The sequence below is a fragment of the Fulvivirga lutea genome (assembly GCF_017068455.1).
Taxonomy (GTDB): domain Bacteria; phylum Bacteroidota; class Bacteroidia; order Cytophagales; family Cyclobacteriaceae; genus Fulvivirga; species Fulvivirga lutea.
In genome coordinates, this window is record NZ_CP070608.1 from 4,011,307 (window position 1) to 4,026,768 (window position 15,462).

The window sequence follows — 15,462 nt, forward strand, 5'->3', positions numbered from 1 at the left end:
CGCTTAAGTTTTTAATTGTGACTTTTTAGTGTAAACATTATGATAATTTTAGTATTTAATTTTATTTATTAAGGAAGAATTATTATTAACTTTACAAGCTTATGAAAACTCTCTTCTTAAGCCTATTATTAATCTATCCATTAGTTTCAATTTCGCAAATATCTATCCAACCAGGGGTAGTTTACGGAAACTATAATATGTCTTCACTAAAACAATTCAGAAATTATCTCAATAGTCAGGCAAACCTTAAAACAGTCGATGATTTCCCTTCTACACTGGATATTGATATATCTATACTCTATAAGACCAGTCAATTAAATTTCGGTTTTTTTTATAGTCATTCAAATACAGGAGCTAGATCTGGTGTACGGGATTACTCAGCTCATTATAGAATCGACATTCCTGTTTCATCTAATAACTTTGGGATCGCTGGAGAAAAAGAGCTGAGAATAAATAGATTTTTATCAATAAGTCCAGGAATTAGAGTTGGTTATTGCATCACGAAAGTAGAAGTGATAGATGAGTTACTTCCAAGTGACACTAATACTCAACTATATGAAAAAACCAGCGTTGAATTCAAATCCTCTAATATTTTCATAAATCCGCAAACAAAGATAGACTTCAAACTTTTAAAACATATTGGACTTGTGAGCCGGGTTGGTTACTCTGCACATTTTACAGAACCATTGATGATTGATGATTTTGAGGTAGTGACCGATTCCGGATCACAAATAAAGGCAGATTGGAGCGGTTTAAGATTAGGTTTTGGCATATCGTATACTTTCAAATCAGGAAATGAAGAATAAATACATTATTTTACTTTTGATATTGGTTAATTTTTCGTGCCAATATGAATTTGATGAAGTTGAAAAGGAAGTAATATCAAAAACTCCAACAACTGAAATTTCGAAGTTTGAATTGACAGATCAGGAAGATTCAATATTTATTGAAAAAAGTACCATTTTGGAGTTTACTACTGAGGGGAATTATAAACACATAGAAATTAATGCAACTCTTGGTGGTGAAAAACTACTGGAAGCAAGGCAAGAGTTTGAGAATATTTCTAAAAATAAAACCAAAAGCTCATTAACCGTTGATCCGCCACATAATTTTACAGGTTGTAGGCAGCTTATAATTGAGGCATACACAAATACTGGAACTGGGAGCTATATCGACCAGTTAGGTTTCGAGGAACTTATTTGGACAAGAAAGTATACTTTGTGTTTTGATAATTCACCTCCTGATAAGATTAATTTTTCAAAATTAAGGGTCGAAAATGGAGCCTTAAAAATTGAATGGAACAAATATGAGCGCCACTTTTTCGAAAAATATAATATTAATATTAGTATTCAATATGATGGATATGAACAATGCAATGAAACTCTTGAAATAAAGGATCGAGATATCACTTCTTATGAGCTTCAAGATTTTGTAGGAGGAGAGTGTGTGTTAACAGGATCGATAAGATCACCTATTACGTCAAATTATACTGAAGTGACTGAATATTACGACTCGAGATATCAACTGGAAATTATAGAATCAAGTCTTGATGGGGATGAATTGACACTAATTTGGAATAAGTCTCCTTTTTACAAGTATTTTAAAGGGTATGAACTCACAGAAAATGATAATACTATCTTCGAAAGCACAAACATTAACGACACTTCTTCAGTCACCAAAATAAGGCTCGGTCAAGAACATGCATTTAAAGTTGGTCAAAATGAATGTGAAAGAAAAGAGCTCTTCTATTATAGGTCAGGTGAAGATTTTTCAGAATTTGACGAATTATTTTATCCAAGCGTTAATGAAGTGCTTTACTTAAAATCTAATAACGATTTTTATAGCGTTCACAACGATAAATATTTAGATATTTATCATTTGGCAGTCTCCCAAAACGGCATGAACATAATCGGATATGGTGACAATAAAACTTTCCATATTTATAATCCTAATAATGATATAATAATTGATCAGCATGAAATTGAATCAGTAGTTTTTGGTTGTAGAGGAGGTTTAACAATTTCAGACAATGATCATGCAGCTTATATTGCTGGTTCAACTAATCATGCAATTCTGAATATCAAAACTGGTGAAATAAATTATGGAAGCGGATTGGAGGGTCAATTAGAATATATTAAAATTAGTCCTCAAGGAGATATGATTATTACAAAGTCATCATCAGGCTGTTTTATAGAAGATATTATTGATAATAGACCTATCAATACTCGTGAGTTTGTTGCTCGGGAATTCGAATTTAATCAAGATGGTAGTACAATCTTCGTTTTGAGTGGTAACGAGTTTAAAGAAATTGATAAAACTTCACTCAGTATAGTATACTCATTAAACTTATCTCACAGTGTCAAAAATTTAACTTACGATTTAAATAGAAACACACTTGGTTGGGTCACTAGTCAAGATACTTTTGAAGTGTACAACATAGAAACCAAAGAAATCATCAAAACAATTAATTTGTTTGAAGGGTCATATGACAGTGAATATAAATTTTATATGAATGCCGGGAGAATTTACTGCTCTAAGGGTTTTTATGCGGATATTTAATTTGCCTATCCTCAAAATAAAATTGAAGTTTTCCAAGTCGGTGATACAGCTCTGATAGGATAGATCAAAACCGAGTTCGCATAAACAAAAAAAGCACCTAAACTGGTGCTTTTTTTGTGTGGAGAAGATGGGACTCGAACCCACGACCTCTTGACTGCCAGTCAAGCGCTCTAGCCAACTGAGCTACATCCCCATAAGGTTGGCAAATATAAATAAATCTGAATTATTAAAAAGGTCGCCTTGCAGTTCGAAATCTTTTTTTATAGTAATCGCTACTCAAACTGTTTTCAACTACGCCCAATGAACTTGAGCTGTGTATGAACTTTACCGTGCCTTTGCGCGAGTAAGTAACCAGTCCAACATGTGTAATCTTTCTTTTACGCTTTCCAGTGGCGAAAAATACCAAATCCCCTGGTCGCAAGTCTTTCTCCTTTACCTTTTTCCCTACCTTACTTTGAGCGTCTGACGTTCTTGGAAGTTCGTAGTCCACCGCCCGAAATGAATTACACAGCAGTCCTGAACAATCTATTCCAGACCTTGAAGTGCCGCCCCACCGATATGGAGTGCCGGTATAACTTCTGGCTGTAGAAATAACGGTGTTAATCTTTTGCTCTCGAATTCGAGCCTTTTTTGCCGCCCCGCATGATGCTAAAACAAGGGCTAATAATGCAAATGCAATGAACCTAAGTTTCATTGTAATTAGTAATTAGTTTAAAAAATCAATTTAAACTTAACCATTTCTTTTCTACCACGGTAAAAACATTCTAATTTTCATGTTTGATAGATGTGAAAATGGATGTAAATCGTCTAAATCAGTTAAGAAACAGCCTTGAGGGAGAAATAGTTTGGGATAACGTATCTAAAACTATTTATGCTACGGATGCCTCGGCCTACCGGGAGATTCCTGCTGCAGTTGCATTTCCAAAATCAGTAGCTGATTTAAAGCATTTGATACGTTTTGCTAAAGAAAATAATACTTCTTTAATTCCCAGAACGGCAGGCACTTCACTCGCTGGTCAGGTTGTGGGAAACGGAATTATTGTAGATGTCTCAAAACACTTTACCCAAATAGTTGAATTGAACGAAGGTGAGAAATGGGTGCGCGTTCAACCTGGAGTTATTCGCGATGAACTAAATATGTTTTTGAAACCTTCGGGCTTCTTATTTGGCCCAGAAACCTCTACCGCTAACAGGGCAATGATTGGTGGTATGATTGGCAACAACTCCTGTGGCTCCAATTCAGTAATATATGGTAGCACACGAGATCATTTAATTTCAGCGAAGGTTCTTCTATCAGATGCGTCTGAAATAGAATTAAAGGCGCTTACTAAAGAAGAGTTTGAAGCTAAATGCACTTTGTCAACACTAGAGGGTGATATCTATCGAAACATCAAAGCAATATTATCCGACCAAACCAATAGAGAAAGGATTGAAAGAGAATATCCAAAAAAGTCAATAAAAAGAAGAAACACTGGCTATGCTATTGATTTATTGGGTGACACCTGTCCATTTATAGAAACCAAAGAACTATTTAATTTCTGTACGCTACTTGCAGGATCTGAAGGAACACTTGCGTTTATCACTGAGGCTAAGTTGAACATCGATCCTTTACCGCCTAAACATAAGGCACTGGTTTGTGCACATTTCGAATCTGTTTACGAATCTCTCAAAGGCAATTTGATAGCGCTCAAATACAATCCATCTGCATCAGAATTGATGGATCATTACATATTAGAGCGCACCAAGGATAACATCAGCCAAAAAGAAAATCGCTTTTTTGTTAAGGATGATCCAAAAGCAATATTAGTAGTTGAGCTTTTTTCAGATAGTGAAAAGGAGCTGGAAGAAGCTTGTAAAAATTTAATTGGCGATCTCAAAAGTGAAAATTTAGGCTACCATTATCCAGTGGTGAGTGGTGATGATATAAAAAAGGTTTGGGAGCTCAGAAAAGCAGGGCTAGGACTTTTAAGTAATATGCCCGGTGATGCAAAGCCCGCTCCGGTAATTGAAGATACCGCTGTTGATGTGAATGACCTGCCGGAATATATTAATGAGTTTAATGAAACGCTAAAAAAATACAACCTCTTCTGTGTGCATTATGCCCATGCAGGCTCGGGCGAACTTCATTTAAGACCTATTCTAAATCTTAAAACTGAAGAAGGTAATCGGCTTTTTAGAACCGTGTTGGAAGAGATTGCTACGCTCGTAAAAAAGTATAAAGGGTCTTTAAGTGGTGAGCATGGTGATGGCCGTTTGCGCGGTGAGTTTATTCCTTTTATGATTGGTAAGGAGAATTATGAACTTCTTAAATCAATAAAAAAGGCATGGGATCCTGATCATATTTTTAATCCGGGTAAAATTGTTGATACGCCTTCAATGAATACAAGCCTGAGGTTTAAGCCAGGCCAAGAAACAAAGCAATTTAAGACAGTTCTAAACTTTGAAGATACGCAAGGTTACTTGCGGGCAGCTGAGCAGTGTAATGGTTCTGGAGATTGTAGAAAAACGCATTTAAGTGGTGGTACGATGTGCCCCTCTTACATGGCCACTAAAAATGAAAAAGACACCACAAGAGCGCGGGCAAATGTTCTTCGAGAAGTTCTCACCAACTCTACAAAGAACAATCCTTTTGATAGCAGCGAAATAAAAGAGGTAATGGACTTATGTCTATCGTGTAAAGGATGTAAATCTGAGTGCCCATCCAATGTTGATGTAGGTAAACTAAAGGCCGAGTTTCAACATCAATACTATCAGAATAATGGTGTGCCTTTCAGAACAAAAATGATTGGTAATTTCTCTAAACTGAATAAACTGGCCTCAATCATGCCATGGGGTTATTCATTGGCAATGAACTCGCCATTGTCTAACCTAATTAAGCCATTAATCGGGTTTCATCCCAAACGGAGCATGCCAAAACTGGCCACCAAAACATTGAGAAAATGGTATAACAGAGAGTTTAATAAACTACCAGCCATTGAAAACAAAAAAGGTAGTTTGTATTTATTCTGCGATGAATTTACCAATTACAATGATGCTGAAATAGGTATTATAACAGTTAAGCTGCTTCATACACTTGGATATGAAGTGCGTCTCATCGATCACCCGGAAAGTGGTCGTTCGTACCTTTCAAAAGGTATGTTAACAGAAGCCAAAAGATTGGCCATCGAGCAGGTTCATTTATTTAGTGAGTTAGTTAGTGAGGCAGTTCCATTGGTTGGAATTGAACCTTCTGCTATCCTCTCTTTTAGAGACGAGTACCCAAATTTAGTAGACAAAGAATTAGTGACTAAATCCAAATCGCTCGCAAAGAACGTTTATACGTTTGAAGAGTTTTTAGCTAAAGAATTGGCAAAAGGAAATATCAGTTCAGCGCAGTTTACTACTGAAGATCGTCTCATTAAACTTCATGGCCATTGTCATCAAAAGGCTCTTTCTTCATTGGTACCTAGTAAAAAGATACTTTCGCTGCCCAAGAATTACAAGGTAGAGTTAATTCCGTCTGGCTGTTGTGGTATGGCAGGTTCGTTTGGTTATGAAAAGGAGCACTATGATGTTTCCATGCAAATCGGGGAGTTAGTGTTATTCCCAACCATCAGAAATCAGCCAGAAAATGTGCTCATTACCGCAGCTGGCACTAGCTGTAGACATCAGATAAAAGATGGAGTGAACCGGAAGGCCTTACATCCTGCTGAAATATTGTATAATGCATTGTTATGAAAACACTCTATTTAGTCCGACATGCAAAGTCTAGCTGGGATTACCCTGAGCTTACAGATTTTGAACGCCCATTGAATAAACGCGGAGAAAGAGATTCCCCAGAAATGGGCAAAAGGTTGAGAAAAAAAGGCATACTTCCGGATTTACTTCTCTCAAGTCCGGCAAACCGCGCATTGACTACTTGTAAAAACATTGCGCAAGAAATTGGTTACCCGAAGAAGAAAATAGCTACTGATAGATCAATTTATCATGCTGGTGAAAACACGCTACTAAAGGTAGTTCAAAATGTTTCAGATGAACACCAGTCTTTAATGCTATTTGGGCATAACCCGGGTTTTACTGACTTTGCGAACGAATTAGCTAATACAGATATTTACAATATCCCTACTTGTGGGGTATTTGCCTGTAGTTTCGAGGTAAAAAAGTGGTCAGAAATTAGTTTTGGCTATGGCCAATTACTGTTTTATGATTATCCAAAGAATATATAAACATATACTTTTAGTGAATATGATCACCGAATAATATATACTTTTGGTGAATACGATCACCGAATAACATATACTTTTGGTGAATATAATTCAAATTTGATTAAATTTGATTGTATGATTACTAGGACAATAACACCTGAGATAAGAAAAAGACTTGCGGATAAGAAAGCAATTATAATACTGGGGCCACGCCAAACAGGGAAAACCACACTTATCAGAGAGGTATTAAAAACTGAAGGTGCTTATTTATTTTTAAATGGGGATGATAGTTTAGTAAGAGAAGAACTCGAAAATGCCAATACAGAAAAAATACGCCAACTTCTGGGGCAATTTAAAATCGTGTTTATTGATGAAGCCCAACGCATTGAAAATATAGGTCTTGCCTTAAAAATTATAACCGACCAATTTAATGATGTGCGCCTAATAGTAAGCGGTTCATCGGCATTGGAACTTAACCAAAAAATAAATGAACCATTAACAGGACGAAAATGGGAATACAAGTTATTCCCTATTTCTTGGCAGGAATTTCAAAATCATTATGGCTATCTAGCGGCCAAACAACAACTAGAGTTACGATTAATATACGGCATGTACCCTGATGTGATAAACGCTCATGCCAATGGTGAAGAAAAAGAGGTACTCCAACAACTTGCTACCAGCTATTTATACAAAGATGTTTTAACTATAGGAGGCCTACGAAAACCAGATATAATCGTGAAGCTTTTACAAGCCCTCGCCTACCAACTGGGCAATGAAATATCGTACAACGAGCTCGCCAATATGTTGCAAATAGACAAGAATACCGTAAGCCACTATTTAGATATATTGGAAAAAACTTTCGTGATTTTTAGGCTGACATCTTTTAGCCGAAACCCCAGAAAAGAGATCTCCACCTCAAAGAAAATTTACTTTTACGACAATGGAATACGAAATAGCTTAATTTCAAATTTCTCTGCATTAACCTTTAGACGAGACAAAGGTGCATTATGGGAGAATTTCCTGATAAGTGAAAGGATGAAGTTAAACCATTACTACCACAGCTACGCCAATACTTTTTTCTGGCGAACTAAACAACAGCAAGAAATTGATTATTTGGAAGACAGTGAAGGTGTGCTAAAGGCCTATGAATTTAAATATTCTTCTAATAGCAAGGCGAAAGTACCATTAACATTTACACGATTATATCCAGATGCCGCGTTTGAGGTTGTAAATCCTGATAACTTTTTATCATTTATAATGCCAAATGTCTAACCTTACTCTTCATTTTTCAAGGACAAAAACCAACGCTTTGCGGCCAGTTCATCTGTAAACATCTTAGTATCGAAACCACCTGTTTGTCCCTCATATTCAGCTACTGTAGTTTGAGCCATTTGCGACTTTGGAACGATTACAGCTTGCTTAGTGAAGCCCAGCTCCTCATACTTCGGATTTATTTCATCTGTAAGCCACTCAATGTCTTTTGAGCTGATTAGTTCCAATTTGGATACATCAGCTAGTAGAAGAAAGTGATCATTTTTGCCTTTTAAGGCCTTTAATTCTTTCTTATAAATATCGAGAGATTGGTAAATTAACTTATGAAAAATAGTGGAGGTCAGAATTCCAGACCATTCCTCCTTTATATATTTCAATCCCTGCGTTTCTTCTACTGATATGGTTAATTTTTCATGAGAAAATAGCCTCATTTTACTTATTTATGATTTTTAGTTTTAGTTGGTTAATTCAATTATCAGGAAGTTGTCGTTAAATAACCAGAGATTAAAAGAATTAATTTCACTATTTTCTATCAATCACTTGATAGTCAGATGAATAAAAAACCCTCCCCTGCCGAAGCAGAAAGAGGGTTCTATCAATCACACACTTACTACTACTGACTGATTAACTCGAACTGGTATTCACCTTCTACACTATTAATTCTGCCACCTGATGGGCCCCCAGCAGTGAATGTCAATGTCAAAGTATTTCCTATTATTCGAGTTTTCATGGCTACTCCGTCACCTCTTAAAATAGTGTTAATATCTTGTCCGCTCAGCTGCCAATTGCCTTCCGCAGGCCATGCACTCGAAATGGCATTCTCTGTTTTGAACGTTCCTTCAGAGAACGTTACATTAAACCCTTCAAATTGATCACTCACATCAAAGCCATCTTTTAACACAGACGTTTCTGACTGGGCTACCCATGGTTTACCTTCATTCACTAACAATGCTACTTGTTGAACTGCAGGGTTTGGCTGAGCCTCCTCTCCTCCACTATCACAACCCATTATGGCCATTAAACTTGTTATGGCACATATTGCTATAATATATCTTAATGATTTCATCGTATTTTCTGTTTTAATGAGTTATTCCTTTATAAATCTTATCATCTGTTGATTCTCGCCTTTTATTAAGATGAGATAGACGCCATTGTTTAAATCAGACACATCGATACTTTCAGTCAATTTAGGCTCAATTTGTCGCACTAAATTTCCTTTCATATCACTAATGAATATTTTGGCTGTTTGATCGATTGTACCTGTTAACATAATCTGATTATTCGCTGGATTAGGATAAATGCTAACAGGTTCTATATCACGAACAGATGTACTCGTTACGGAAATTATTTCAAAAGTTCTGGAAACTACTGCCGACTCAAAATTTTCATTACCAGGTTGAATTGCTTCTACTGTAACCTCGCCTATCCCGTCAAAAATGAGTGTAGTTCCATTCAGAAATGCTGGTCCACTTGCTACATTAAATTCCACTATTAAACCTGAAGAAGATGTTGCAGAAAGTTCCAGTATCTCTGCTTCCATAAACTGATCTTCTATTTCATTGAAAGTAATAGTTTGAGCGGCCTTATTGACGGTTAACACCTGCTCTACCGGTACAGCTGCATTGAAATCATCATCGCCTTCTTGTGTAGCAGTAATAGCCGTTGTTCCAGCTCCTATGATTGTAACCGTTGAGCCATTCACGGTTGCCACGGATTCATCTGAACTTGTATAAGTTACTGCCAGACCTGAGCTTGCTGTAGCTGTTAATTCAAAGTCAGGATCACCAAATGCTACATCTGCTAGAGCCTCAAAAGTGATGGTCTGATCTTGTTTATCTGGCTGATCTACCACATCAAAACTTATTTGAGCTGAGGATGCATTATAATTACTGTTACCGTCTTGGCTCACTTCTACTACCACCGCGCCAATTGTGCCATCCAGAGTAATCGTACTTCCAACGTTTGAGGCAGGGCCACTGATTACTGCATAGCTTAATGCTAAGTTGCTGGTAGTGCTCGCTACAATTTCAAAAGCAGCATCCGTAGTCAACTTATCTGCAATTGGGTCAATGGTTATAGTTTGGTTTGCTTTATTAACCACCAACTCTTGCTGTACTTCTTGGGCTGGATTAAAAGTTTCGTTTCCAGTCTGAAAAGCAGTTATTACAGTTGTTCCTGCTCCTACTATGCTTACTGTATTTCCACTCACGGTAGCTACAGATGTATTAGAACTTGTATAGCTCACTGTGAGGTTAGAACTAGCGCTTGCCGTTAGATCAAAATCGGCATCACCAAAGGTTTTAGCTGTGAGTGCATTAAAGGTAATGGTCTGATCTGTCTTGGAAGGATCAGTTACATTAAAGGATGTCGTAGCTGTTGCCGGGTTATAGTTGGCATTACCCGCCTGACTTACTGCAACCACCACGGTACCTGTAGTGCCATCCAATGTAATTGTATTGCCAGAGATAATCGCTGGACCAGATTGAATGGCATAGGTAAGTGCTAAATTGCTTGTAGTGCTGGCAGATACCTCAAATGGAGCATCGGACACCAATTTATCAGCTATTGGATCTATTGTGATTGTTTGATTTCCTTTAACAGCTGTAAAGTTCCAGGTGGTATTATCAAATACTTCTGGTACTGTATTACCTGCCGCATCTTGCAGCACATTGTCATTTATGAGAATATAGTACTGTTTCCCGTATTCGAGATCATTGGTAGGGTTTAACGTTATTGTATTTCCCGAAATCGTAACGCGCCCATCTCCATTGTTTTCAGGATCAAAACTTTCAACTGAATCATCTGTATCAAAATCAATTAAGCGAATTAAGTTCAAGCTTGATGGAACAGCGAATATTGGTTCATCAAACGTGATTACCAAGTTGGTGTTGATTGGTACAGATGTAGCATTGTCCAAAGGATTCAAAGACACAATTGATGGAGGTGTTTCGTCTACCACCGGTGCCGCTTCAGTGGTGAAATTCCATGTGGTATTATCAAATATCTCTGGTACTGCATTACCTGCTGCATCTTGCAGCACGTTATCATTTATAAGAATATAATATTGTTTGTCATAATCGAGATCATTTGTAGGATTCAAGGTTATTGTGTTACCAGAAATCGTAACACGCCCATCTCCATTGTTTTCTGGGTCAAAACTTTCAACTGCATCATCGGTATCAAAATCAACTAAGCGAATTAAGTTCAAGCTTGATGGAACAGCGAATATTGGTTCATCAAACGTGATTACCAAGTTGGTGTTGATTGGCACAGAGGTAGCATTGTCCAAAGGATTTAAAGACACGATTGATGGAGGGGTAACATCAGCATTACAGTCAATTGAAAAACTTAATCCCGCATCTACAGTCCCTGAGAAATTATTTTCAAAATATGTTACGTCATCTACTTCAACACAAGAAAGGTTAGGGTTATTTATTAATTCCAAATCTTGCAAAATGGTATTGTTTCCATTCTTAATACTTAATGACTGCAAATTATTGTTACTTAAATAAATGAATTCCATCGATGGGTTATTATCGAAATTCAGTCCTGTAAGAATATTGTCATTAAGTATAACCTCGTTCAAATTAGGGTTATTTGAAAAATCTAAATTTTCAAGATTATTGCCGTCTGCAGAGAAGAAAACAAGGTTTGGAAATATGCTTAAATCAAATGATGAGAAATTGTTGAAATCAATGGTGATATCAGATAACAATAGATTATTTGACAAGTCTAAATTATCAAGTCCAACACCAAGAATATTAATTGCCGTTAGGTTAGTATTACTACTGAGATCCAGTTGAGTTAGGGAACTACATCTCAACAGAGCCAAAGAGGTTAAGGCTGAATTGTTACTCAAATTTAAATTAGTAATTGGATTATCTGATAATGAGAGTGTCGTTAAATTTAAGTTGTTTGACACATCAATTGAAGTTAGGTTATGAGCATTAAGCCCTAAATATTCCAATTGATCGAGCGAGCTAATATTCACTGAAGAAAGTTTACCATTATTCCCGCCTGACACGATTAATCTCGTAAGATTAACGAAAGCTTCTATTCCTGTTAGGTCTGTTATTCCGCCATTAAAAATTTGAATTTCACCTGCAAATGCTTCAGCTTCACTCACCTGAATTTCAGCATCACTGTTTGTATTGATGGAAGAGCTGCCAACCAAATACGCTTTAAAATTAGTATCCGGAATATTTACTATCGGATCACAGTTTAGCGCAAAACTTGTTCCTGCATCTTTATTGGTCCAGTTGGTATTGGCATAGGTAACATCATCGACTTGCACACAGCTTAAGTTAGGATTGCCAGTTATGCTAAAGTCAGCGGTACCAATATTGCTGTTGGTCCCATTTCGCATATCCAAAGATGTGAGACTATTATTTGACAATATTACATAGTACAAATCTGGGTTGTTTGATAAGTCTAGAGTACTAAGATTATTGTCATTTAACTCCAATGCACTGAGCAAAGCATTGTTCGATAAATCAATACCACTTAGGTTATTATTTTGCGCATATAAATTCACAAGATTTGAAAGCATAGTCACATTTAATGTACTCATACCATTTCCTAGAACACCTAATTCATCAAGCATAGTATTGGTTGAAACATTGATTGAGGAAATCTGATTGTTATCTAAGCGCAACTCCTGAAGATTCGGATTATTAGCTACGTTAATAGACATTAGGTTATTATTCCTTAGCCACAAGAAAGTAAGACCTGATTGGTTAGTGACATCAATGGTTGAAATACCTGTATTATCTAAGTAAATGCCAGTTAGTGCAGTATTTGCTGTTAAATCAATAGCGTTAATGGCATTATCAGACAAATTAATTCGGTCTAAGGATGTAAAAGCCTCTATACCTGTAGCATCGGTAATACCTGCTGAAGGTGTCCAGATTTGCCCGGTAAAAGCCGTTGCTTCACTCACTTGAATTTCACTGTCTGCATTCGTATTGATGGAAGAGTTTCCTACTAGATATGCTTTCAAATTCGCATCAGGTATGTTAACAATAGGTTCTGCTGCTTCTGTAGTAAAATTCAGTATAGTATTATCAATAATATTCGCTAGTTTATTTCCTGCCAGATCTTCTATGGGCTTACCTGTAGTTGTTGTCCAATATCTGACCCAGTAGTTAACATTTGGTAGCAGAATAGGAAGATTATTGAGGGTAAGTGTATTTCCAGAAAATGTGGCTTCTGAGGAGCTCAAATCGAAACTTTTTACAAGGATATTTCCGTCAGTAAAATTTCTTAATTCAAAGAAATAATTTATTCCAGCAAGTCCGGGAGAACTAGCCAATCTTACACTCTCGTCAAAAGTGATCGTCATACTACTGATGTCCGTAGGCACATTTGTGGCATTATTAGCAGGATTAAATGAAGTTACGGTTGGGGGAGTTACGTCAGATGCTGCGGCAGATCTAAAACTCCACTGAGCATAAAATTGGTTACCCGTATAAGGCACACCACTAGTACTTTCAATAAATCCAGACTCAAAGAAAATTCCATAGTTCGCATCGGGATCCAGATCCTGATTTGTAGTAATTGTCAAAGAATTACCATTTACAGAAACTGCAGCATCATTTGGATTAAAATATGTAGGTGTACCCACAGCATCATCCAAATTGTCTATACCTGCTATCAATGAATTATCTGAACTTACTTGAATAGGAATATCAAATGAAATAGTAAAATTTCTCGTAGTAGTTGATACATCAGTGGCCGATAGAGCAGGTGATAAAGACTGTCTTACAGGTGCTCCTGTTCCTGTGGTAAATGTCCACTCACCAGGATCGATGTTAGGTATTCTGTTACCATCTGCATCAACATAAGTACTAAGCGCACCTGTTAATCTTACCTCGTATGTAGTATTTGGGGCTAAAGCCGGTAAGTTATTGATGTGCATATCCAGCCCATCAAATATTATATCTGGCGAACTGCCGTTCATTGGATAGTTCTTTATCAAGCTCACACCTTGATAAATATAAACATTACCACCTGAGCCATCGGGATTAAAGAAAATTGGTTCTGAATAGGTAACGGTAAGGCTATTAATGGATGGAGAAACCCCACTTGTATTGTTTGCGGGAGTTAGACCCGCTACCGTAGGCGGTATAGTGGTGGTAAACTGATAGGTATTTAATGTTAATTCAGGAGTAGGATTATTAGCCAAATCCTGACCTACACCAGTCGGTATATATAATGTATATGTTGTACCGGGGTCTAGTGGAAGTACTGAAATAATTGAAAAACGCAAATTTCCACTCGCGATCGTTGGAGTAAAACTTCCAATTAAATTATTGGCCTCATCTCTTAATTCTGCAGAGCCAGAGCCTACAATTACATCCTCATCATAATTAACAATAATCTGTGTTTGAGTTAAAGAGACATTTTGTGCACCATTAGCGGGTAAATAGTCTACAACCTGAGGAGCAACGTTATCACCAATACCTGTGGTAAAAGAATAACTCTTATTAGTTATTCCTGCGAAGTTATTATTACTATCATCTTTAATTACACCAGCAGGTATATGCACATAATATTGCGTGCTATTGGTCAAGGTAGTAAGTGGTACCGTAATAGTGGTTCTAGGCAATGGGCTGGTATTTTGAGAGAAAGAAGCTGAGCCTATGGCGATAGTTTGAATAACCGCATCATCACTAAATCTTCTTAATTCAATGTTACCAGTACCGGCTACAACCACTTCATCAAAAGTTAATAGAACATTTGATGATGTAGCTACATTAGTTGCTCCCGCAACTGGTAGTTGTTTTATCAAACTTGGATTCACATTATCCGCCCCAGTGGAAAATGTTAATAATGTCCCATCACTCTTAGGAGTCCAACTGCCCCATTCGCCTGTGTTTTCGTTATATATATCCGCGATTTTATCGAAGTTGATGTTATCAAAACCTGTGGCAACTAGTTCATACGTGGTGAATGGATCTAACTGACTGGCTAAATCAGCCGTTGATAAACCCAGGAATGGCGTCATTGTCAGGGTTCTTAGGTTATCCCCATAACTAAAGGTGGTAATATTAGTAGCATTTCCAGATCTCCTTAGATATACCTTGTCCAGATTGGCACTAACACCAGATACTTGGTAAGGAATACTCCAATTAAATTGAATCGATCCCGGCTGAACATTCACATTGGTGCCGTTATCTGCTGGCATGGATGAACTTGGGTCTTGTGCCCAAGACAAATGCATTACAAAAACTAAAAGAGCTGCAAGCAGTGGTTTAAAATGAGTTGATAATATTCGCATAGTAGTAAGATTTTAATTGTCTTGCTAAAGTCTTACTATTATGGCCTCACTTCAATCGGGTATTTTCACATGATTGTACGGGAAATTACGTATTCTATATAACTATTCAGTCACTAGATTTGATTATATTAAGTTATAAGTTCCAAGTTCTAGGTTCTGAGTGATTGT

The 15,462-nt window shown here is 36.9% G+C and carries 9 protein-coding genes and 1 tRNA gene; 5 read left to right on the top strand and 5 right to left on the bottom strand.

All coding sequences use genetic code 11. The annotated features are described in order from the left end of the window. The first annotated feature begins 101 nt into the window (after positions 1–101). Both JR347_RS17865 and JR347_RS17870 read left to right on the top strand, forming a co-directional pair. Positions 102–806, top strand: coding sequence for a hypothetical protein (locus tag JR347_RS17865; protein ID WP_205721933.1), 705 nt, complete (start codon positions 102–104; stop codon positions 804–806). Next, positions 796–2,559, top strand: a complete 1,764-nt coding sequence (locus tag JR347_RS17870; protein ID WP_205721934.1) for a hypothetical protein — start codon at positions 796–798, stop codon at positions 2,557–2,559. The genes JR347_RS17865 and JR347_RS17870 overlap by 11 nt, the downstream gene beginning before the upstream one ends. 119 nt (positions 2,560–2,678) lie before the next feature. Here the strand turns inward: JR347_RS17870 and JR347_RS17875 are convergent. Together JR347_RS17875 and JR347_RS17880 are read right to left on the bottom strand one after the other, a co-directional pair. Further along, positions 2,679–2,752: transfer RNA gene (locus JR347_RS17875), tRNA-Ala, on the bottom strand. Positions 2,753–2,785: 33 nt separating this feature from the next. Beyond that, the gene (locus JR347_RS17880; RefSeq protein WP_205721935.1) at positions 2,786–3,253 is read right to left on the bottom strand and encodes a C40 family peptidase; all 468 of its coding nucleotides are present in this window, start codon (positions 3,251–3,253) and stop codon (positions 2,786–2,788) included. A gap of 98 nt (positions 3,254–3,351) precedes the next feature. On the opposite strand from JR347_RS17880, the gene JR347_RS17885 reads away from it, so the two are divergent. The 3 genes from JR347_RS17885 to JR347_RS17895 all read left to right on the top strand — a co-directional run bounded on the left by JR347_RS17885 (position 3,352) and on the right by JR347_RS17895 (position 8,015). Beyond that, entirely contained in the window at positions 3,352–6,276 is a 2,925-nt protein-coding gene (locus tag JR347_RS17885) for an FAD-binding and (Fe-S)-binding domain-containing protein (protein WP_205721936.1), read from the top strand. Then, the gene (locus tag JR347_RS17890; RefSeq protein WP_205721937.1) at positions 6,273–6,764 is read left to right on the top strand and encodes a SixA phosphatase family protein; all 492 of its coding nucleotides are present in this window, start codon (positions 6,273–6,275) and stop codon (positions 6,762–6,764) included. Before JR347_RS17885 ends, JR347_RS17890 begins: the two co-directional genes overlap by 4 nt. A 114-nt stretch (positions 6,765–6,878) precedes the next feature. Continuing rightward, a complete protein-coding gene (locus tag JR347_RS17895; RefSeq protein WP_205721938.1) occupies positions 6,879–8,015 on the top strand; it encodes an ATP-binding protein in 1,137 nt (378 codons plus the stop codon). A gap of 2 nt (positions 8,016–8,017) precedes the next feature. Here the strand turns inward: JR347_RS17895 and JR347_RS17900 are convergent, their stop codons facing one another. The 3 genes from JR347_RS17900 to JR347_RS17910 all read right to left on the bottom strand — a co-directional run bounded on the left by JR347_RS17900 (position 8,018) and on the right by JR347_RS17910 (position 15,294). Beyond that, a complete protein-coding gene (locus JR347_RS17900) occupies positions 8,018–8,446 on the bottom strand; it encodes a hypothetical protein (RefSeq protein ID WP_205721939.1) in 429 nt (142 codons plus the stop codon). A gap of 182 nt (positions 8,447–8,628) precedes the next feature. After that, positions 8,629–9,081 carry a hypothetical protein gene (locus tag JR347_RS17905; RefSeq protein WP_205721940.1) on the bottom strand — a complete coding sequence of 151 codons (453 nt, stop codon included), beginning with the start codon at positions 9,079–9,081 and terminating at the stop codon, positions 8,629–8,631. A 21-nt stretch (positions 9,082–9,102) separates the two neighbouring features. After that, the gene (locus JR347_RS17910; RefSeq protein ID WP_205721941.1) at positions 9,103–15,294 is read right to left on the bottom strand and encodes an Ig-like domain-containing protein; all 6,192 of its coding nucleotides are present in this window, start codon (positions 15,292–15,294) and stop codon (positions 9,103–9,105) included. Positions 15,295–15,462 lie beyond the last annotated feature (168 nt).

Excerpts from the sequence above, each read along its gene's own strand:
- JR347_RS17900 (WP_205721939.1), bottom strand. The coding sequence starts at position 8,446 with ATGAGGCTATTTTCTCATGAAAAATTAACCATATCAGTAGAAGAAACG.
- JR347_RS17890 (WP_205721937.1), top strand. The coding sequence starts at position 6,273 with ATGAAAACACTCTATTTAGTCCGACATGCAAAGTCTAGCTGGGATTAC.
- JR347_RS17905 (WP_205721940.1), bottom strand. The coding sequence starts at position 9,081 with ATGAAATCATTAAGATATATTATAGCAATATGTGCCATAACAAGTTTA.
- JR347_RS17885 (WP_205721936.1), top strand. The coding sequence starts at position 3,352 with ATGGATGTAAATCGTCTAAATCAGTTAAGAAACAGCCTTGAGGGAGAA.
- JR347_RS17895 (WP_205721938.1), top strand. The coding sequence starts at position 6,879 with ATGATTACTAGGACAATAACACCTGAGATAAGAAAAAGACTTGCGGAT.
- JR347_RS17910 (WP_205721941.1), bottom strand. The coding sequence starts at position 15,294 with ATGCGAATATTATCAACTCATTTTAAACCACTGCTTGCAGCTCTTTTA.
- JR347_RS17870 (WP_205721934.1), top strand. The coding sequence starts at position 796 with ATGAAGAATAAATACATTATTTTACTTTTGATATTGGTTAATTTTTCG.
- JR347_RS17865 (WP_205721933.1), top strand. The coding sequence starts at position 102 with ATGAAAACTCTCTTCTTAAGCCTATTATTAATCTATCCATTAGTTTCA.
- JR347_RS17880 (WP_205721935.1), bottom strand. The coding sequence starts at position 3,253 with ATGAAACTTAGGTTCATTGCATTTGCATTATTAGCCCTTGTTTTAGCA.